Origin of the sequence: Nocardia nova NBRC 15556 (assembly GCF_001613005.1) — a bacterium.
GTDB classification, from domain to species: domain Bacteria; phylum Actinomycetota; class Actinomycetes; order Mycobacteriales; family Mycobacteriaceae; genus Nocardia; species Nocardia nova.
Window position 1 is genome coordinate 26,697 of the sequence record NZ_BDBN01000007.1, and the last position, 14,725, is coordinate 41,421.

General features: G+C 60.8%; 18 protein-coding genes. 7 read left to right on the forward strand and 11 right to left on the reverse strand.

Features of this window, described 5'->3' with window-relative positions:
• Positions 1-4: 4 nt before the first annotated feature.
• From NN2_RS04175 to NN2_RS04200, 7 genes are all read right to left on the reverse strand, one after another.
• On the reverse strand, positions 5-736 hold the full coding sequence (locus NN2_RS04175; RefSeq protein ID WP_063010529.1) for an SDR family oxidoreductase: 732 nt from the start codon (positions 734-736) through the stop codon (positions 5-7).
• Positions 737-814: 78 nt separating this feature from the next.
• Entirely contained in the window at positions 815-1,510 is a 696-nt protein-coding gene (locus tag NN2_RS04180; RefSeq protein ID WP_063010531.1) for an SDR family NAD(P)-dependent oxidoreductase, read from the reverse strand.
• Positions 1,511-1,562: 52 nt separating this feature from the next.
• On the reverse strand, positions 1,563-2,324 hold the full coding sequence (locus NN2_RS36040; RefSeq protein WP_082856716.1) for an SDR family NAD(P)-dependent oxidoreductase: 762 nt from the start codon (positions 2,322-2,324) through the stop codon (positions 1,563-1,565).
• Positions 2,325-2,660: 336 nt separating this feature from the next.
• The gene (locus NN2_RS04185) at positions 2,661-3,437 is read right to left on the reverse strand and encodes an SDR family NAD(P)-dependent oxidoreductase (RefSeq protein WP_063010533.1); all 777 of its coding nucleotides are present in this window, start codon (positions 3,435-3,437) and stop codon (positions 2,661-2,663) included.
• A 61-nt stretch (positions 3,438-3,498) separates the two neighbouring features.
• Positions 3,499-4,383: a TIGR03620 family F420-dependent LLM class oxidoreductase gene (locus NN2_RS04190; RefSeq protein WP_063010535.1), complete on the reverse strand. Its 885-nt coding sequence runs from the start codon at positions 4,381-4,383 to the stop codon at positions 3,499-3,501.
• Entirely contained in the window at positions 4,383-4,868 is a 486-nt protein-coding gene (locus NN2_RS04195) for a hotdog family protein (protein WP_156511200.1), read from the reverse strand. Before NN2_RS04195 ends, NN2_RS04190 begins: the two co-directional genes overlap by 1 nt.
• A gap of 9 nt (positions 4,869-4,877) precedes the next feature.
• A complete protein-coding gene (locus tag NN2_RS04200) occupies positions 4,878-5,363 on the reverse strand; it encodes an FAS1-like dehydratase domain-containing protein (protein WP_063010538.1) in 486 nt (161 codons plus the stop codon).
• Positions 5,364-5,567: 204 nt separating this feature from the next.
• On the opposite strand from NN2_RS04200, the gene NN2_RS04205 reads away from it, so the two are divergent.
• Entirely contained in the window at positions 5,568-6,182 is a 615-nt protein-coding gene (locus NN2_RS04205) for a carboxymuconolactone decarboxylase family protein (protein WP_063010540.1), read from the forward strand.
• Positions 6,183-6,213: 31 nt separating this feature from the next.
• Positions 6,214-6,558 carry a hypothetical protein gene (locus NN2_RS04210; protein WP_063010542.1) on the forward strand — a complete coding sequence of 115 codons (345 nt, stop codon included), beginning with the start codon at positions 6,214-6,216 and terminating at the stop codon, positions 6,556-6,558.
• A 77-nt stretch (positions 6,559-6,635) separates the two neighbouring features.
• On the opposite strand, the gene NN2_RS04215 is transcribed toward NN2_RS04210, so the two are convergent.
• The gene (locus tag NN2_RS04215) at positions 6,636-7,472 is read right to left on the reverse strand and encodes an enoyl-CoA hydratase-related protein (protein ID WP_063010544.1); all 837 of its coding nucleotides are present in this window, start codon (positions 7,470-7,472) and stop codon (positions 6,636-6,638) included.
• Between the two features lie 125 nt (positions 7,473-7,597).
• Here NN2_RS04215 and NN2_RS04220 point away from each other — a divergent pair, with 125 nt between their 5' ends.
• From NN2_RS04220 to hxlA, 3 genes are all read left to right on the forward strand, one after another.
• Positions 7,598-8,929 carry an NAD(P)/FAD-dependent oxidoreductase gene (locus NN2_RS04220; protein ID WP_082856717.1) on the forward strand — a complete coding sequence of 444 codons (1,332 nt, stop codon included), beginning with the start codon at positions 7,598-7,600 and terminating at the stop codon, positions 8,927-8,929.
• An 80-nt stretch (positions 8,930-9,009) separates the two neighbouring features.
• Entirely contained in the window at positions 9,010-9,591 is a 582-nt protein-coding gene (gene hxlB, locus NN2_RS04225; protein WP_063010546.1) for a 6-phospho-3-hexuloisomerase, read from the forward strand.
• Between the two features lie 50 nt (positions 9,592-9,641).
• On the forward strand, positions 9,642-10,271 hold the full coding sequence (hxlA, locus tag NN2_RS04230) for a 3-hexulose-6-phosphate synthase (RefSeq protein ID WP_063010548.1): 630 nt from the start codon (positions 9,642-9,644) through the stop codon (positions 10,269-10,271).
• A 247-nt stretch (positions 10,272-10,518) separates the two neighbouring features.
• Here the strand turns inward: hxlA and NN2_RS36045 are convergent, their stop codons facing one another.
• Together NN2_RS36045 and NN2_RS04235 are read right to left on the reverse strand one after the other, a co-directional pair.
• Positions 10,519-11,070 (reverse strand): flavin reductase family protein, encoded by a 552-nt coding sequence (locus tag NN2_RS36045; RefSeq protein ID WP_082856718.1) that lies wholly within the window; start codon positions 11,068-11,070, stop codon positions 10,519-10,521.
• On the reverse strand, positions 11,070-11,600 hold the full coding sequence (locus tag NN2_RS04235) for an NAD(P)H-dependent oxidoreductase (RefSeq protein WP_063910661.1): 531 nt from the start codon (positions 11,598-11,600) through the stop codon (positions 11,070-11,072). Before NN2_RS04235 ends, NN2_RS36045 begins: the two co-directional genes overlap by 1 nt.
• A 475-nt stretch (positions 11,601-12,075) precedes the next feature.
• On the opposite strand from NN2_RS04235, the gene NN2_RS39045 reads away from it, so the two are divergent.
• Together NN2_RS39045 and gap are read left to right on the forward strand one after the other, a co-directional pair.
• Complete coding sequence (locus NN2_RS39045; RefSeq protein ID WP_369689953.1) at positions 12,076-12,630, forward strand: TetR/AcrR family transcriptional regulator; 555 nt, start codon at positions 12,076-12,078, stop codon at positions 12,628-12,630.
• Between the two features lie 51 nt (positions 12,631-12,681).
• A complete protein-coding gene (gene gap, locus NN2_RS04245; protein ID WP_063010554.1) occupies positions 12,682-13,677 on the forward strand; it encodes a type I glyceraldehyde-3-phosphate dehydrogenase in 996 nt (331 codons plus the stop codon).
• Positions 13,678-13,918: 241 nt separating this feature from the next.
• On the opposite strand, the gene NN2_RS04250 is transcribed toward gap, so the two are convergent.
• Positions 13,919-14,554 carry a TetR/AcrR family transcriptional regulator gene (locus tag NN2_RS04250; RefSeq protein WP_063910662.1) on the reverse strand — a complete coding sequence of 212 codons (636 nt, stop codon included), beginning with the start codon at positions 14,552-14,554 and terminating at the stop codon, positions 13,919-13,921.
• Positions 14,555-14,725: the final 171 nt, after the last annotated feature.

A 14,725-nucleotide genomic window follows, 5' to 3' on the forward strand; every position in this document is an offset into this window, starting at 1 on the left:
AGCGTCAGATGGAGAGTCCGCCATCAACCGGGAGGACGACACCAGTGATGTAGCCCGCCTCTTCGGAAGCGAGGAAGCAGATCGCGTCCGCCATCTCCGCCGGGTCCGCGAACCGCGGGATCGGGCCAGTGAGATCGGTGACACTCTCCGTGGGTATCGACGCGGTCATCCGGGTTGCCGCGTTCGGCGAGATCGCATTGACGGTGACGCCGAAGGCCGCCAGCTCCTTTGCCGCCGTCTTCGTGAAGCCGATGATCCCGGCTTTCGCAGTGCCGTAGTTCGCTTGGCCGCGGTTGCCATGCAATCCGGTGTAGGAGGTGACATTGACGACGCGTCCGAACTTCTGCTTCCGAAAGACCGGAACGCAGGCCCTGGTGAAGCGGAAGGTACCGCCGGCGTGCACATTCAGCACGCTGTTCCAGTCCTCGTCGGTCAGCTTCCACAGCACTCTGTCCCGCAGGATGCCGGCGTTGTTGACCAGGACGTCCACGCGCCCGCTTCGGTCGATGACGCTAGCAACGACTCGCTCGACATCAGCGCTGTCTCCGACGTCTGCGGGGATGCCGATCCCGCCGACTTCGAGGGCGGACTTGTCGAGTTCGGACTTATCGAAGTCGACCATGAACACCGTCGCCCCGGCCTCGACGAAGCGGCGTGCGAGAGCCAGGCCTATCCCGCGGGCGGCGCCAGTGACGATGACACTACGGCCGGTGAAGTCGAAAGTAATATTACCCATCAGAATTCCTTGTCTTGGGGGGCGGTGTGCCGGACCTTTTCCAGCTTCGACCGTCACGCGGGCTGGGCCATACGTTCTTCATCGACTTACGCCCGGCACCGGGACCTTGGCTCCGGTTATTGCCGAGGAGTCATCGCCGAGCAGGAATGCGATCACATCGGCGATGTCGGAAGGCGAAATCCACCCCGCGCGGGACGAATCGGGCTGACTTTCTCGGTTTCCCGGCGTATCGATCATTGTGGGCTGCACAGCATTGACGCGGATTCCCGCATCTGCGTATTCCACCGCCATCGCGCTGACCATTGCCCATACTGCCGCTTTCGACGTGACATATCCGATTGCACCGGGAAAAGGGTCGAATGCGGCTTTCGACGAGACCGCGACAACAGACCCGCCGCCCGCATCGATCAGGTACGGAATGGTTGCCTGCATCGTGAGGTAGAGGGGGCGCAGATTGAGCCGCATCAGATTGTCGAAGGAGTCGATGGATGTCTCATGCATCCGGCCACCCATGTCGAACCCGCCGACCAGGTTCGCTACCGCGGTAAGGGGAGCATCCGCGCGACCAGCCGCCGAACGGGCGACTTCGGCCACACTGTCGGGGTCGAAGAGATCAGCTCGAATGAGTTCGAGACCATCATGCTTCCCGAGTCGCTCAAGTTCGTCTTTGACGATCCAGGGAACGACTACTCGCCACCCATCGGCCAGTAGCTTCGTGGCGACCACTGAGCCGAGACCGCCTGTCCCGCCGGTTACCAGTGCGGTACGATTCATTCTTCATCCTATCGTCGGCGTTGCCGTTCACGTGGCGGGAAGCCAGATCTGCTCAAGTAATGGAAATGCCGCCGTCGACGATAATGATTTGTCCGGTGACATACGCTCCCGCGTCGGAAACAAGCCATACAAGCGTAGCCGCCAGTTCAGCAGGTTCCCCAGTACGACCGAGAATCATTCTCGATGTCATTTTTTCGCGACCATGGTCATCATATTGATCAGTCATTTCCGTCGCGAACAATCCTGGTGCAATCGCGTTTACGCGAATTCCTTTACGCGTCCCCCATTGCTGCGCCAGATCTCGTGTGAGTCCGAACAGGCCAGCTTTACTGGCGCTATAGGCAGCCTGGGGAAGCCCTGCGGTGGTGAGTCCGAGAATGCTGGAAATATTGACGATCGAGCTTCCCGGGCGCATCACACGGCCGCACGCCTGGGCTGCCCAGTACGAGCCGTTCAAATTGATGTCGATCACAGAACGGAATTCGAGTGGCGTCTCGCGAGTAGCCGGTACTGCGGCGCCGACGCCAGCGTTATTGACCAGTATGTCGACTCTGCCGAACTCTGCCATTGTCAACTCGACCAGGTCGGAACACTGGTCTGGATCGGATATGTCGGTTTCCACGGTCAGGGCACGGCGGCCGGCAGCACGGACCAGGGCCGCCGTCTTTGCGAGCTTATCGGGGCGACGGGCAGCGAGCACCAGGTCTGCGCCTGCCTCGGCGAGCGCTATGGCAAATGACACGCCCAGCCCCGATGAGGCTCCGGTCACGATCGCCGTTCGGCCTTCCAGTCGAAAGGACTCGAGCACACTCATGAGATAACTCCTGAAGGTTCAGAACCAGGGGGGTTTCGCCGACCTTTGCCGGCGCCGGCCTGAAGACGCGGACACGGCCGACCGCATACCGGTCAAGGCCGACGAGCGATAAGCCGACCGCACGCCACCCCTTCTACCGCTAACGCCCAATACGCCTGGCCGATAAGCGGCCAGACGGCGCAGCGGCACGACGCAACTATAATCTAACACCGATTGGATAGCTACCTCGACACACGTTCCACATAAGACGCCCAAGGCTGGGCGCCCTGCCGGGTCGGCCGACTCGGCCGACCCGGTTCGAACCGAGATGCGCGCACCGGAAACTACATGCTTACCTCACTTCGGCGGCATCCGGATACCGCCGTCAACGCGGACGACCTCTCCGTTCATGTATGAGTTGGTCAGCAGCTCTACCACCATGGACGCCAACTCGCCCGGGTCCCCGAGACGGCGAGGGTAGAGCACACTTTCACCGAGCTTGGCCTTGAACGCCTCGGCTTCCGGTCCGGAGCCGTAAATCGGCGTCTCCACCAAACCTGGCGCAACCGTATTGTTCCGAATACCTGCAGCTGCCAGATCACGGGCGACAGTCAGCGTCATGCCGACGATCCCGCCTTTGGACGCCGAATAGGCGGCCTGCCCGATCTGACCGTCGAACGCGGCCACGCTGGCCATGGAGACGATCGCGCCCCGCTCGCCGGACGCGGTCGGTTCCGCGCGGCTCATGGCTGTCGCCGCCAGCCGAATAGCATCGAAACTACCGACCAGATTGATTGCAACGACTCTCTTGAACAATTCGAGATCATGGGCCGAGGCAAACTCTCCGTCGCGGCCGATAGTCCGCTGGGCAGAGCCGATTCCGGCCGAGTTCACCAGAACCCGAAGCGGCCCGAATTCGACGGCCTTTTCGACGGCCGCCGCGATCTCTTCCGTCCTCGTCACGTCGGTGCGGATGAAGGCTCCGCCGATCTCCTTTGCCAGCGCTTCACCGCTGTCAGCCTGGAGATCTGCGACAACGACTCTGGCTCCCAGAGCCGCGACCTTCCTCGCCGTCGCAGCCCCGATGCCCGATGCCCCACCCGTGATAATTGCACTTGCTCCATTGATATCCACACTCGCACTGTACAATCAATCACCGTTGGATTAAACCCCGGATTGGAAGGATCGGTATCGACTAGAGCAACACCGGCGCCAGCTTCCGCCACTCGGTCATCGGAATCTGTCTGTCGCCGCGCAGCACCTGCACAGCTACATGATCGGCGCCAGCGTCGAAGTGCTGCTGCACGCGCTCCGCAATCTTGTCGACATCGCCCCACGCAACGAGTGCGTCAACCAAACGGTCCGACGCAGCTTTCGGGTCCGCCCAGTCATCGTCTGCGAACCCGAGACGGCGGAGATTCTCCAAGTACCCTGGCGCCCTCAGGTAGTAGCTGATCGCAGATCGGCCGATAGCCCTGGCAACCACTGGATCCGATTCGATGAGCACCATCTGTTCCGGCGCCAACAAAGCCTCAGTGCCGAGGATTTCCCGACTGCGCCGCGTGTGCTCGGGGGTCGTCAAATAGGGATGAGCCCCATCCGCGCTATCGGCCGATAGTTGAACCATCTTGGGCCCCAGCGCCCCCAACACCCTCGGCGGCACACGTTCGGGACCGACCGCGTGAAAGGGTGCCCGGTCCATCGCATCCAAATAGGACCGCATGTAACTCAGCGGTCGGCTGTGATCGTGTCCCCGAAGATTCGCGACCAATGCCGGGCTACTCACACCCAGGCCGAGCAAGAACCTGTCGGGATATGCTTCGGCGAGGGTCTTTTGCGCAGCCGCCGTTGTCATGGCATCTCGGGCGTAGATATTGGCGATCCCGGTAGCCACGGTGAGATGCGAAGTTGCCGCCAGCAACAGCCCTGCCATCACGAACGGGTCGCGACCAACCGCCTCGTTGAGCCACAATGTGCGGTAGCCCAGTCCCTCGAGTTCACGCGCGGCCACCTGCGCGTCCGCCGTTGGATGACCGTCGAACGCCACCGTCCAAATCCCCACACGTCCAAGCTGTTTCATCAATTCATGTCCTTATCGTTGTCGGCCGACGATGTCGTTTCGGTCGAATTCGAATCATCGGGATCGCGCACTGATCCGAACTCCGCCGTTGCCTTCCCGATGACCACGGGCAGGCCTTGCTGGTTCGAAGTCATCAGGGAAAACTCAACGAGCGGCCCACCGATACGTCCGATGCGCACCGCCGCTACCGCCGCCGTCGTCGTCAGAATCTCGCCGCGCTGGGCAGGACTTACGAACCTGACACCGAACTCGGTCAGGCGCCCGCCCCCAATCCAGTCCGTCAGCACCCGGCCCGGCGCCCCGATATTCACAAGCCGGTGCGCCGGCATCTTCGGTGCACCAGCACTTTCCGCCACGCGGATCTCGCCGGGTTCGCTTGTATCCTGCACTCCCAACTTTTCCGCAGACGTAGGGGCCTGCGCGCATGAACCGTCGTAGACGAATGTCTCTGTGCGCCTGTCGCCTACACGGAATCGCATGCCCATCGGAGGCACCTACTCCGCCGCTGCCGAATCCGGCGGGACCGGCAGGACATGGACGGTGCGGGCGACAGTGACGAGCTCGCCGGTGCCAGCCGAGCGATACTCCACCAACCGCTCTTGAAATCTGAGGATGCCGCCGCGTCCCGACCTCTTCTCCCACGAACGGCCTTCGCGCTCGAAGACGTCCAATGTCTCGCCGGCCAACAGCGAACGGTGATACTCGAAGTGCTGTTCGGCATGCAACCAGCCGGTGTCGGGCGGTTCGGCACCACTGGGCTCCCCCGAGGAGCCGAACCACACCTCTCCTTTGCGCGGACGCAGCGCGAACTCGGGATCGAACTGAGCGGAAGCCATACAGAACGTCGGCGGAGCCAGGACTCCCCCCAACTCGACTACTGCTTGCGATCCAGGGTCCGAGTACACGGGATTGTCGTCCCCGATCGCGCGCGCGAACAACAGGATCTGTGATGCGTCCACCGGAAACCTGTAACTAGGCATCTTCCCTCCATAGTGAGCGGGTCGTAGCCTCAACGACTGCTGAGCACTTTGCGGCACGAACCCTTGCCTGTCGCAGCCCTTCGGGAATATCCGATCGAGTGTTGAGACCCAGGGGCGCCGTGTGCTAAACCTTAATCAACCAATGTTTGGTTTGACAACAGTCGGCCGTCGAGAGACCCGGCACAGACGATCGGGAGGTCAGGTATGTCCGGCGACCAGGGTCTCGAGCCGGGGACACGTAGGTTCGGCGATCTCCCCGCGGTGGCGATGGACTCGGTACAGCGCAACGTCAACGATCGGCTGGTCGAGTATCTGCACCCCGAAAAGGCTGGAACGGGTGCAACAATCGGCGGACCGATGTCGGCCTTGTTGCGCAGCCCGAACCTCGCAGAAGCCGTCGGCAAGATGGTGCCAATCATGTTCGACGGCCTTTCGATTCCTCGGACGGCGATGGAGCTCGCCGTTCTGCTGACAGCAAGGCACTGGAACTGTCATTTCGAGTTCGACGTCCACCGCCGCCATGCGGTAACAGCCGGACTGAGCCCGGAGACCATCGAATACATCGCACACGGTCACTACCCGCGACTGTCGGACGAGCTCGAAGCCACGTACACATTTGTCATGCAACTTCTTCGCGATGGCGACGTCGAAGACGATGCCTTCGCCTCCGTTACGCGTCTATGGGAAGAGCAAGGAGCGGTAGAGCTGATCGCCACCGTGGGCTTCTATTCGATGCTGGCCATGGTCCTGAACGTGGACCGCTACCCGCCGGCCGGACTTTCCCTGCCCCACCTTGCGTCTGGGCCGGGAAGCCACTGAATGAAAAGCTGGAAGCAAGGAAGTGATACCGATGGCCGAACTCGCCGTATCGGGCGCCACCAAGCCTGAGAAGGGATCGTACGTACGAGCCACCCTGACCGATGTGTTTCGGTGCCCGGCGCGGTCGGATTTCATCGAACTGTGTTTCGCCACTGAAGCCGGACGATGGAAATGGTGCTTTCCCGACCCTGGTGAACGCAAGAAGCAAGCTGGAAACGACACCATGGTTCTCGTGGTGGGACCCTACGGAACGCAGGCTCACCTGGTCGTGGACGGCGGAATCGGGCCCGCGCTACCCAGTTCCGAGGCGATGCCACTGATCCTGGGTGGTTGCCGAGCTTTCGTCTCCCGCAAGCTGGTCGAAGGTGAGCGCTGAACCGGCACCTGGCGCCAAACAGGGCGGCCGCTCGGCTCGGCTCGCAATGCAGGAACCGAGCCGAGCGGCCGGAACAGCTAGAAGATCGACGAGATATCGGTTGGGGTGTCTTCGAATCGAGGGGCACGTTTCTCGAGGAATGCGACGATCCCCTCGCGACCATCGTTGGACGCACCACGATCGAACAACGCCTTGGACTCGACCAGATGGGCCACCTCTGGATCATGCTCCCCCAGCATCCGCCATAACATCTGCCTGGTCATAGCGACCGATACCGCCGATGTACCCTCGACCAACTTTTCTGCCACAGAGATAGCACGCTCCACTACCTGCGCTGCTGGTACCACCTCACTCACCAGCCCGCGATCCAACGCCTCGGCGGCAGCGACCATCCTGCCGCCTATCATCCATTCGAGAGCGGTTGAGATCCCGACTGTCCGAGGAAGAAACCATGTCGAACACCCTTCCGGCACCAGACCGCGGCGGGTGAACACGAAACCGAATACTGCTGTCTCCGATGCGATTCTGACATCCGCGGGAAGAATCATTGTCGCACCGATGCCGACTGCCGGACCGTTCACTGCCACGACGACCGGCTTCCTCGACCGATAGATTCGCAGGCTAACTCGTCCCCCCTCGTCCACAGGCGTGGCGTCGGCAGCATTGCGGTCGACCACAAATGTGTCACGACCGGCTTCGAGATCGGCACCCGCACAGAACATTCGGCCCGCACCGGTGAGCACGATCGCCGACACAGCATCGTCGGCGTCGCATTCATCCAATGCCGCCAAAAGCCTTTCACACATCTCGGCGGTAAAGGCGTTGAGCCGGTCCGCCCTGTTCAGGCATACGACAGCGACCACCCCTCGCCGTTCCACCCGGACAACTTCCCCAATTTCGTTCGCGGCCAACATGACCCACCTTCGTCCGATCGATTCGAGTGCGCAGATCCGCCGCAGCAGCCGTGGCTCTTTACGAATCCGCCTTCGACCGCTAGATTAATCCAACAGTGATTGGATATCTAGGGAGAGAACGACTCATGCCGAAGGCAGAGGACCGCGTGAGCACGCACCCAACAGCACCGTCGATCCGATACGACGTGGTAGTCGTCGGCGGCGGCCACGGCGGAGCCAACATAGCCGCCACACTCCGTCAGCACGCCTTCGTCGGTTCAATCGCCTTGATCGGTGACGAACCCGAACTGCCCTACGAACGCCCGCCCCTCTCCAAGGATTATCTGTCCGGGGACCTTCCCCTGGAACGAATGCTCATTCGCCCGAAAGCCTTCTGGCACGAACACGACATCGATGTCATCACTGGTACCCGGGTGCTTACCGTGGAGGCCGACGAACATCGACTGCAATGCGACGATGGCTCGAAAATCGGCTATCGCCACATGGTCTGGGCCGGAGGAGGCAGACCTCGGACTCTGAGCTGTCCCGGCCACGATCTGGCAGGAATCCATACCATCCGGACAACCGCGGACATCGATCGCATACGCGCGGAATTGCAATCGACTACCAGGGTCGTCGTCGTCGGCGGCGGTTATATCGGACTCGAAACGGCAGCAGTGCTGAGCCGGGCCGGGAAATATGTGACCGTTGTCGAAGCACAGAACCGCGTACTCGCCCGCGTTGCCGGCGAACCGCTCGCCCACTTCTACGAGGTCGCGCATCAGGCCCACGGTGTCGACCTCCGGCTCAGCGCGAGCGTCGACCGCATCGAGGGCGACGGGCGAGTGAACGGGGTTCGCCTGTCCAGCGGTGAACTACTGCCTTGTGACCTTCTCATTGTCGGGATCGGAATCATCCCCGCAGTCGAGCCGTTGCTGGCCGCAGGCGCCGAAGGAGACAACGGTGTCATCGTGGACGAGAAGTGCCGTACTTCGCTCCCGGACGTATTCGCGATCGGTGATTGCGCGGCCCATCACAACCGCTACGCCGAAGGCGCGCTGATTCGGCTGGAGTCGGTACAGAATGCCGTCGACCAGGCAACAACCGTCGCGAAGGTCCTAACTGGCAAGAACGTCGTCTACGACGCAGTGCCTTGGTTCTGGTCCAAACAGTACGACCTTCGCCTTCAAACGGTCGGCCTGTCCCGCGGACACGACGAGACTGTGGTGCGTGGGGACCCGGCTACGAGAAAATTCTCCGTGGTCTATCGACGGCACGGTCGTGTCATAGCGCTCGATTGCGTGAACTCGGTAAAGGATTTCGTCGAAGGCAAGCGGTTGGTCCAAGAGGGCTCCATGGCAGACGTGGCATTGCTCGCTGATCCAACCAAATCTCTCAAGTTAGTACCCAGACGATCGGATGGTCCGCCGCAGGCAGGCCCGGCCGGCCATCCTCAACCGGTGCAGCCACGACGGTGACGATGACCCACTTTCCCGCTGATCGTCGCCTGTGGGCGACAACCAGCCACGGTCTCCCGACTAATCATTGAAGGACAAACATGACCGTCATCGCTGACAACACTCACTCACAGTTCGACGAGGCGCGCCGCATTGTTCTCGATGAGAACGCGCGACTTCTCAATTCAGTAGCATCCGAACGATGGGACCGGGCCGGTTCTCTCATTACGTCCGCACGGCGCGTCTTCGTAATTGGCAACGGACGCAGCGGGCTCGCCGCACGGATGGCCGCCATGCGGCTAATGCACCTCGGGCTGCGCGTCCACGTTGTCGGGGAGGTCACCGCGCCCGCGATCGGTCCGGGAGACGTCTTGGTCGCGGTCTCCGGGTCTGGCACCACCGCCTCCGTTGTGGACGCCGCCAACACCGCCAACGATGTAGGTGCGATCGTCATCGCCGTTACCACCTCCGCCGGATCGCCTCTTGGCGAGCGCGCCGACGAAACTCTCATTCTCGCTGCCGCCGACAAGCAGGACCATAGCGGTGCCGTCACCGCTCAATATTCAGGAAGCCTGTTCGAACAGTCCGTGCTTCTTGCCTTCGATGCCCTGTTTCAGTCGCTGTGGGCACACACGAATCAGAGCGCCCAGCTGCTGTGGGAGCGCCACGCCAACATCGGCTGACCCAGTAACCAACCAAAACCGAAAACCCAAAGAGAAGATCCAGGAGAACAATGACGAAGCTACAGGTAGCCGTCGATCTGCTCACCACCGCCGATGCACTGGCACTGACCAACAAAGTCGCGCCACACGTCGACATCATCGAGCTCGGAACTCCGCTGATCAAGAGTGCCGGTCTCGGCGTGATCAGCGCGATCAAGGCCGCGCATCCCGACAAGGAGGTGCTCGCTGATCTCAAAACCGCAGACGCGGGCTTCCTGGAGGCCGACCTGGCCTTCGCCGCGGGCGCTGATCTGGTCACCGTCCTCGGAACCGCTGGTGACGCCACCATCAAAGGTGCGGTCGAGGCTGGGCAGAAGCACGGCAAGAAAGTCGTCGCGGATCTGATCGGCGTGGACAACCGCATCGAGCGTGCCCGCGAAGTCGCCGAACTCGGAGTGGCGTTCGTCGAGCTCCACGCAGGCCTCGACGAGCAAGCTCAGCCCGGCTACACCATTCAAACCCTCCTCGACGACGGCAAAGTCGCTGGCGTCCCGTTCTCAATCGCGGGCGGCGTCAAGATCGACACTGTGGCTGCTGTCCGTGACGCCGGCGCCGACGTCGCTGTCGCCGGTGGCGCCATTTACGGCGCCGCCGATCCAGCCGCGGCAGCGAAGGAACTGAAGGAGATGATCGCCGGGTAATAGAAAGTCATTTACACCAGAATTTGCGCAGGAGTTGCCTGACCACCGATGTTGGTCAGGCAACTCGCGCTTCCGTCCACCGTCCGTCCGATGGGCATCATGCGTGCGCTCATTGTCGATGGCTACTGCCTAATCGCCTACACCGAAGCGATGAGAGCCGGAGGGCTTCCAAGCAAATCGCATGATTCGACAGCATACGAGTGATCTGTACATCCAAATCGCTCTCCAAGAAAGTTCGTTCACGTGCTCATTTTCCGCCTGTACGGTTATTCAGGCGAGGAAATGACCCATTCTGGAATATCAGTGGTGGAGCGCCTCGAACGTGCCCGACGGAGTGAATTTTGAACACGACGACCGTATGGTCGCCGGTTGGCCACTCATAGACGATTTCACAATCCATCCACGTGGTGGCCCCTCCAAGGAACAGAGACCCATATTCGGTCGTTGTTGTCAGCACATCGGCGAATCTATTTCCCGTCTTCGAACTCATCTGCCGGCACAATTGGCTCTGTTCCTCGGCGAGCACCGAGATCCCAACTCGTTTCGCGGAACGCAGGGCCGGCCAGGTCGAAGAGTCGTTCTTGACGGAGAAGAGCGTCATCGGAGGCTCGTAGGATGTGCCAATGGACAGTGAGCTGGCGACAAGGCCACGTGGGTGTCCGTCAACCAGCGCACAGATAGCCACAACAGCAGCCGGGAATCCGCTGAATACTGTACGTACCTCATCCGAATTGGCAAGGGCCGGCTCCATCGCGTGGACATGGATGCCGAATCGGATCTGAGGGTCGAGGTTTGTCATCAGACGGCCTCTTCGGAAGACCTGATACCGGAGGCGCTGTGTCGGATCATTTTCAGCGAAATCAAGTTATCTTGAACCCATTGATCAATGATATCACGCATGCGATCCATTCGGGCGGTCTCGAAATAGAATGCGCGGGTCGGAACGATCGCCCCAAGCTCGATGAGCAACGTCCGCAAATGCGCGTCCGGCGCCATGGCGTGGCTTTTGTCGCCGCCGGTCATAACCGGGATCGCAGGAATATTTCGCAGCCCAAGCGCAGGATATCGATCCAGAAAACTTTTCAGGAGTCCGGTGTATGTCGCCTTGTACGTTGGCGACCCAACGATCAAAAGATCACTACGAGCCACCCGCTCGGTGAGCCGCGCCATACGATCGGAAGGCCAGTCGAAAATATGCGCTGTATGCTCGGCGAGATCGAAACATGCGATGTCGTCATATTCTCCCGCAATCGTCGTGGCGAGGGCACGACACAAGGCTAGAGTTCGAGATTTAGCTTTCGGGTTCCCGACGAGCACATGAATCTTCATATTGACCTCCCGAGCTACGGTGGGATCGACTCAGGAACACCGAAGCGCCGGACATACGCCCACACATCGCCTGCAGAATGCTCGCGGCCTGATCGACTCGACTTTTCGCCGAGTTCTTGTGTCTCGGACGGGAATGCGCCGTCTCACGAACGCCTTGGAACATGATGCCTCGGATTTGCGGGGTGGTCAAGATCTCACCGTGTAGCCAGGCTGCCGACGCGGTGGCCTCGAACGCGCTTCTGCGAGTTGGTCGATGAAGAGCGAGAGGCGGCCGATTGCTCTGTCCCGCAGAGATTTCGAGTCTTCACCACCACGGCCGAATCTCCGTGAACGGGAGGTGGCTGCAGCTGTGAAGCCGCATGCCGCAGCCGACCCGCCTCGGTCCCCGCGAGTTCGCGAAGGAGCGCGCGAGATCGCTGTACATACTAGTTGTTACACTCTCTCTATGAGTTCCCGAGACCGGTTAACAGAAGCAATGGCCGACCTACTGTGGGAGCGTGGCTACGCGGCGACAAGTCCACGAGACGTATTAGCCCGAGCCGACGTCGGCCAAGGCAGCATGTATCACCACTTCACCGGAAAGCGCGATCTGGCCGTACACGCATTGCAGGCCGTAACAGCTGAGGTCACAGCAGAATCCGAGTTGCTCGATGGCGAAGGAACGCCCCTCGAGCGAATGGTGCGCTACCTGACCCGACCGAGGGAAGCCACTCGTGGCTGCCGGGTCGGCCGCATGACACAGGACCCAGACGTCGTCGAAGATGCCGAACTCATATCTCTCGTTGCCGGCGCGTTCGACATCATCATCGAACGTTGGCGGCGTGTAATCGTAGAGGCCATCGCCGCCCACGAACTTCCCGAGTCCCTCGTCCCTGGCGATCTGGCACACGCCTTGGTCGCGGTCATTCAAGGCGGTTACGTACTCTCTCGCGCCCAGGGCACCAAAGAGCCGATGGACAGTGCAATTCGAGGTGCGCTCGCCCTTCTTGACGCCAGGCACAGGGGCAGGTCCAAGGACGAAGCTCAATAACACCCACCGTATTTCTCAAGCCCTCGATCGAAACCCGAGAGGAATCCCGTCATGACCGTTCGTGTTGGTATAAATGGCTTCGGCCGGATAGGCCGCAGCTTTCTTCGTGCGGCGTTGCGCAGTGACGCCGATATCGAGGTTGTCGCCGTGAACGATATCACCGCGCCCACCACTCTCGCCGCGCTCCTGGAATGGGACTCGGTGTCGGGGCATCTCGACGGGGTACGTGTCGACGGAGACAGAATCGGCATCGGCGATCGGACCTTCAGAGTCTCGGCGGAGCGCGACCCGGCCCTCATCCCATGGGCAGCCGCGGGAGTGGATGTGGTCATCGAATCCACAGGTCTGTTCACCGATATCGACAGCGCCCGTCTGCATTTGACCGCAGGAGCGCGCAAAGTCATCATCTCCGCACCCGCGAAGGGGGATATCCAAGCGATCGTCCTCGGTGTGAACAACGACGCTCTCGACACGAGTGCTGATATATTCTCGAACGGATCGTGCACTACTAATTGCCTCGCGCCGATGGCAAAGGTGCTCCACGAAAACTTCGGCATCGAATCCGGACTGATGACCACAGTTCATGCTTACACAAGTGACCAAAGGCTCCTCGACGCTCCGCACAGCGATCTCAGGCGCGCACGAGCCGCCAACCTTTCCACCATTCCCACGTCCTCAGGCGCTGCACGAACAATCGGCAAGATCATTCCCGAACTCGACGGCAAACTGACCGGACTTTCCCTGCGTGTTCCAGTCCCAGTGGGATCGGTCACAGACCTTACCGCAGTGTTGTCGCGACGAGTGAGCATCGAAGAGGTCAACGCGTCATTCCGTAGTGCCGCCGCGGATCCGGCACTTTCGCGCTATCTCCAGTACTCCGAAGCCCCGCTGGTCTCCTCAGACATTATCGGGAACCCCCACTCCGCGGTCTTCGATGCGCCCCTCACGGAGGCCATTGGCAATCAGGTGAAAATCTTCGCCTGGTACGACAATGAGTGGGGCTTCTCCAACCGCCTTGTCGAACTGTCACAACTCATCGCGCCATAACGGGACAGTGAGGGCCACTCGCCGGCCGTCTACCTCGCCAACAAGAGACCCAGTGGACAGGCGAAGATCCTGGGTATCGGTCTGACCCTCATCACATCTGAGCTTTCACGCAGCGGCACTGAAGCGAGGTGCCGGTCGTAACCCCCGACGAGCCACTGCACCGAGCACTCATCGCTGCAGTGGCTCGTCGGCTATCCTCCATCGCCCCTCTCGTGCTCGACTTACTGGCAACGAGCACACGCTACGCCGGGCGGCATCGTGAACCGAATGACCTCATTCCAGCCTCGGCGAAACTGAACACCTCGTCAATCATCGGCTCCAAGGGGTCACCCCGCTGAATCGAATCGGCTGCAAAGTAGTGTATCTCACGCAATCCGCCCATTATCGAAATTGCAGCCAGCTTAGGAGCCAGCGCACCCGGCGGCAGCGAATAGCTCCGGCCCAAGTGGGACGAAATCAATTCTTCGAAGTCCGCGAAGCTGGCAGTAGCATACCCCTGCAAATCCGCGCTGTTTCTGATAACTTGCGCCCGCAAACGACGGCGGTTCCAAAATTGTTCCTCCCCTTCGTTTGCGATCGCCGCCACAGTGCTTTCAAAATACCAGGAACGAACAATCTCAAAGACAGTCTTACGGCCAACATAACTTTCGAGATCACTTTTTAGCGACTCCAACGTCCACAGATCCATCGCGAAAAGCAAATCATGCTTTGCGGGAAAATGGTGCGTGAGGGTACGTGGCGCTACATCGGCGAGCTCAGCGATTTCCTTCAACGTCGTATTGCCATAACCATGTTCTACGAATAGTTCCAGGGCGGCTTCTTGGATCGCCATCGTCGTCGCACGACGTTTCCTAGCCTGTCGGGAACGGTCTGCCATTGAGCAACCATATCTTGGGCATCCCTCGGTAGACGTGGCATGGCGAGTGCGTCGCACATCCACGCGAAAGGGGCTCATGCCCGACTAGGGCGGACGCCCGCGTTCTCCCACGCGCAGCCCGGCCATCGGCCATGGGGGGTGGCGCGCGTGCCACAGGCACCGCCGACGGCC

Coding starts and splice junctions, on each gene's coding strand:
- NN2_RS04210 (WP_063010542.1), top strand. CDS start 6,214: ATGGCCGAACTCGCCGTATCGGGCGCCACCAAGCCTGAGAAGGGATCG.
- NN2_RS04200 (WP_063010538.1), bottom strand. CDS start 5,363: ATGCCTAGTTACAGGTTTCCGGTGGACGCATCACAGATCCTGTTGTTC.
- NN2_RS36040 (WP_082856716.1), bottom strand. CDS start 2,324: ATGAGTGTGCTCGAGTCCTTTCGACTGGAAGGCCGAACGGCGATCGTG.
- gap (WP_063010554.1), top strand. CDS start 12,682: ATGACCGTTCGTGTTGGTATAAATGGCTTCGGCCGGATAGGCCGCAGC.
- NN2_RS04180 (WP_063010531.1), bottom strand. CDS start 1,510: ATGAATCGTACCGCACTGGTAACCGGCGGGACAGGCGGTCTCGGCTCA.
- NN2_RS04215 (WP_063010544.1), bottom strand. CDS start 7,472: ATGTTGGCCGCGAACGAAATTGGGGAAGTTGTCCGGGTGGAACGGCGA.
- NN2_RS04220 (WP_082856717.1), top strand. CDS start 7,598: ATGCCGAAGGCAGAGGACCGCGTGAGCACGCACCCAACAGCACCGTCG.
- NN2_RS04250 (WP_063910662.1), bottom strand. CDS start 14,554: ATGGCAGACCGTTCCCGACAGGCTAGGAAACGTCGTGCGACGACGATG.
- NN2_RS04205 (WP_063010540.1), top strand. CDS start 5,568: ATGTCCGGCGACCAGGGTCTCGAGCCGGGGACACGTAGGTTCGGCGAT.
- NN2_RS04235 (WP_063910661.1), bottom strand. CDS start 11,600: ATGAAGATTCATGTGCTCGTCGGGAACCCGAAAGCTAAATCTCGAACT.
- hxlA (WP_063010548.1), top strand. CDS start 9,642: ATGACGAAGCTACAGGTAGCCGTCGATCTGCTCACCACCGCCGATGCA.
- NN2_RS04195 (WP_156511200.1), bottom strand. CDS start 4,868: ATGGGCATGCGATTCCGTGTAGGCGACAGGCGCACAGAGACATTCGTC.
- hxlB (WP_063010546.1), top strand. CDS start 9,010: ATGACCGTCATCGCTGACAACACTCACTCACAGTTCGACGAGGCGCGC.
- NN2_RS04190 (WP_063010535.1), bottom strand. CDS start 4,383: ATGAAACAGCTTGGACGTGTGGGGATTTGGACGGTGGCGTTCGACGGT.
- NN2_RS36045 (WP_082856718.1), bottom strand. CDS start 11,070: ATGACAAACCTCGACCCTCAGATCCGATTCGGCATCCATGTCCACGCG.
- NN2_RS39045 (WP_369689953.1), top strand. CDS start 12,076: ATGGCCGACCTACTGTGGGAGCGTGGCTACGCGGCGACAAGTCCACGA.
- NN2_RS04175 (WP_063010529.1), bottom strand. CDS start 736: ATGGGTAATATTACTTTCGACTTCACCGGCCGTAGTGTCATCGTCACT.